This window comes from Psychrobacter sp. (assembly GCF_035469765.1).
In the GTDB taxonomy this organism is placed as follows: Bacteria; Pseudomonadota; Gammaproteobacteria; order Pseudomonadales; family Moraxellaceae; genus Psychrobacter.
In genome coordinates this window covers 1-3,719 of sequence record NZ_DATIRM010000008.1, presented here as the reverse complement: position 1 = coordinate 3,719, position 3,719 = coordinate 1, and the positions used below count along the sequence as shown (strand labels likewise).

4 protein-coding genes are annotated in these 3,719 nt (G+C 45.7%); all 4 read right to left on the bottom strand.

All coding sequences use genetic code 11. From position 1 onward, the window contains the following. Positions 1 to 148: 148 nt before the first annotated feature. Positions 149 to 1,441, bottom strand: a complete 1,293-nt coding sequence (locus VLN09_RS00195) for a translocation protein TolB (protein WP_325242942.1) — start codon at positions 1,439 to 1,441, stop codon at positions 149 to 151. 136 nt (positions 1,442 to 1,577) lie between these two features. Beyond that, entirely contained in the window at positions 1,578 to 2,600 is a 1,023-nt protein-coding gene (locus tag VLN09_RS00190) for a cell envelope integrity protein TolA (protein WP_325242940.1), read from the bottom strand. Positions 2,601 to 2,709: 109 nt separating this feature from the next. Continuing rightward, positions 2,710 to 3,168, bottom strand: coding sequence for a protein TolR (gene tolR, locus VLN09_RS00185; protein WP_325242938.1), 459 nt, complete (start codon positions 3,166 to 3,168; stop codon positions 2,710 to 2,712). Continuing rightward, on the bottom strand, positions 3,165 to 3,719 hold a 555-nt coding region (locus VLN09_RS00180; protein WP_325242936.1), incomplete at its 5' end, for a MotA/TolQ/ExbB proton channel family protein. The genes tolR and VLN09_RS00180, both read right to left, overlap by 4 nt.

Here is a 3,719-nt window from a genome sequence, read left to right as displayed (position 1 = left end):
TCATTGCTAGCCCTTGATACTCTGTTAGCGGAGGTCAATAAAACGGTACTTTTGCAAGAGGTCTAATAAAAGCTTGTCTGTTTACTCTGCTATAAAAAAGCGCCTAATCATTGATTGGGCGCTTTTTTATATTTAAGACTTTCTGGCTTTATTTAGGGCTAGCTGACCAGACCGGTGAGCGAATCGTACCTTGCCCAGATTTACCAAAGGTTTCGCCGCCGTTTAGTGATTTGATGGTTAATATGCCTTTTCCACCTTGCTTTGAAGCATAGACCACGCGCTTACCATTAGGCGAAAAGCTTGGCGCTTCATCGATACCGGTATTGCCCAAATTGGCAGTGACCGCGCCGCCGCTATTCATAATGGCAGCTGAGCGCCCATTTAAAAAGGCAATCTGTGTGCCATCGCTACTAAATTGTGGACTGGTAGCGTAACCACTATTTGATACCTTGGTTGTGCGTCCTGAACCGAATTCATAACGATAAATCTGCGGCTTATTAAATCCAGCTTTATCAGATACAAAGACAAATGATCTGCCATCTGGAGCATAGCTTGGCTGTACTTCACTACTTGGCCCGTTGGTTAATCGTCTTGGTTGACCGCCGCTGGCACTCATCTCATAAATATCAGCGCTGCCCTCAAAACTACTAGAGAACAGGATTTTGCTGCCATCTGGTGAGAATGAAGGGCTTAAGTTGCTACCAGGGAAGGGCGTCAATGACGTTGCACCGCCGCCGCTCACGCTTTGTACATAAATAATAGGATAAGATTTGTCTCGCTGTACAGCGTAGGCAATACGGTTGCCATCAGGCGACCATGCTGGAGAGAAAATAGAACCTGCAACCTCAGTAATGGTTTTGGCATTCTCGCCATCGGCATCCATCACTTTTAAGCGTGATACTTTTGCTTTGCCAATTCCAGTTTCTTCAATATAGGCAATACGCCCTGAGAAATCACCTGGTATGCCGGTAATCAGCTCATAAACTTTATCGGCGATGACGTGAGCGGCATAGCGCATGTTATCTTTATTGTTATCAGCAGTTAAAGTTTGCTTGCCTTCGATCACGCGTCCTGTTTTGACCTCAATCACTTCATAGTCGGTGACAACTTTACCGCGGCTACTGCGCGTGCTGCCTACCACAAGATAGGGAATGCCCATACTTTGCCATACTGGCAATGTCCCTGCCAGCTCGCTGCTGCTACGTGGCTGCTGAGGTAAATTTTGACTGGTGACTTTTAGCTCAGTTTTGCTCAAATCATTTAGAATAATAGGCGATAAAATACTATCACTAGCAAAAGGTACAAAAGCGACTTGGTTTTGTTGCACAGGAATCTCGTAATCCAATTCTAAAACAACCGGCGCTGCCAATACACTTGGTGCGATAAGTAAGCTTGAGGCGCTGGCAAGTAACGAGGCGAGTAGTTTGTTGTGAGTGCGCATGAGTAAGTTAAGCTCCTAAAACAATATTAGTATCATTTTTATAGGTTATTAGTTCGCCATAAAGATAAGGCAGTCCCTTCTACAGTACAAGCTGTTTAAGGTAACGTTATCAATAATATAAAACATGAGCAACTGATTAATTGCTGCCCTTAAACTGTATGGTAAAGGTGGGGTATTTTGGATCGTCAGCACCGATTGGTAAGCTGCCTGTGTTCAGTACGGCTTGTTTTGCGGCTTCATTGACGGCTTCATCAGGTCCTGAAGCGGTGACATTGGTGATATTACCGCTGGCATTGACCGTAATTGTGAGGGTCGCACGCTGAGTTGAGCCTCTTGCTGCAGTCGGCGGATTATAGTTACGCTTGATAAGGTTGATGATTTCACTATTACTAGCGCCTCGACTACCGCCTGATGCGGAACGGCTACTGCCTTTTGAGGGGCTTGAGGTTGCGCTATCACCAGATAAGCTTGACTGACCATCGTTTGATAAGCTAAGGGTTTGACCTGAGCTACTAGAGCCACCTGTATTGATTTCTATATTACGATCTGTGGCAGTTGGGCGCTTAATCTTAGGAGGATTGTTTTGTTTATTACGAAAATCGCCAAGCATTTTTTGTTCTTCAATGAGCTGCTGTCTTTTTTCTTTTTCAATTTGGTCATGTTCTTCTAGTACAGACTCATCTAATCGCGATGCCCACTCCGCCATACTGCGCTCATACTCTTGGTTTTGTTCAAGCAGACGCTGGTGTTGCTCTTCACTCATCAAGATAGGAGCCGTGGCAGGCTCAGTAGAGCGTGTAAAGACAGGCACTTGCTGAGAGTTTGGTTGAGCAGGATTTGGAGTGCTGACGCTACCATCAAAAGCTTCTGTAGGCATAGCTGAGCTACTTGTACCGCTTTCCGCTTGCATGGCACTGGCTGCTGCGGCGCGATTGGCAAGGATTTGCCCTTGCATCTCTGCCAGCTGTTCAGGAGATACCATCGTAGTTTCAATACTACCTGCGGTTTCAACGTCCATATGTTGATAGGTATAAATAAGGATACCAATAACAAGACCATGTGCCAGCAAACTGAGCAGCGTGGGTAAAGTTAGCCCATTGCCTTCAGGTTCGGTTGGTACATAAACGGTTGGAGCCTTATACATGGTAGTAATACTCAAAAACGTGATACTAAAAGACAAGTGTTATCAGCTTATCTGCTTTATTCGCTTACCTGCTTCATTCTAGCCCAATGTACCAAACAGGCAGCTTTTAACATTACGACAATGACTATAGCGTCGGTGTAGGTAGAGGCGCGCCGGTCAATAGTCCAACCTTTTGGATACCTGCTTGCTGCAACGTTGCCATCAAGGTCATGATAGCGCCATATTGATTGTTTTGGTCGGCATTAATCATCACTTGTACCGGCTGAGCGCCGGCATTACTGCTTTGATTTTGCAGGTTCGCTAGCGTATCAATCAGCTCAGGCTCACTAATCGGCAAGTCAACATTGCTCTCATAACTGATAAAAATCTCGCCGTTACCGGTCAGAGACACAATCACTGGCAGCTGACTCTGACTCATGGTGTTGGTTTGCTCTTTTGGCAAATCGACATCGACACCGGTAATCAGCATCGGCGCGGTCACCATAAATATCACCAGCAATACCAGCATTACATCGATATAAGGAACAACGTTCATCTCCGCATTGAGTGCTTTTTTCTCACGGCGATAGGGACTTTGTTTCATAGACCTGCCACCTGAGTGCTTTGATTAGCTTGGCTCACTTGAGTGCTAGGTTGCGGGCTTTCATTACTGGTCTCACGCTGGAGCATACCCGTCATCTCATCACAAAATAAGGCACGTGAATCATATAAACGGCTAGATTTAGCAGTAAAATGGTTATAAGCCAATACTGCAGGGATAGCAGCAAACAAACCCATAGCAGTAGCAATCAATGCTTCTGCGATACCTGGTGCAACAGCGGCTAGGGTCGCTTGCTCATTTTGTGATAAGCCCAAAAAGGCATTCATGATACCCCATACCGTACCGAACAGACCGACGTAAGGCGCAACGGAGCCAATGCTGGCAAGTGTCGTGAGTCCCGATTCTAAAAGTAGCTGCTGACGACCTAAACCAACCCTCAACTTACGCTCAACGCCGTCAATAATATTATCCTTTGGTTGGCGTTTTTTGTGCATTCTTAAGTATTCAGAGAACCCAACATAAAAAATCTGCTCAAGCCCTTGGCGCTCAGGTGAGCCTTGGATACCTTGGTACAATTTTGCCAAATCTTCACC

What these genes read in the sequence shown, in the direction of transcription:
- VLN09_RS00195 (WP_325242942.1), bottom strand. Translation starts at nt 1,441, where the DNA reads ATGCGCACTCACAACAAACTACTCGCCTCGTTACTTGCCAGCGCCTCA.
- tolR (WP_325242938.1), bottom strand. Translation starts at nt 3,168, where the DNA reads ATGAAACAAAGTCCCTATCGCCGTGAGAAAAAAGCACTCAATGCGGAG.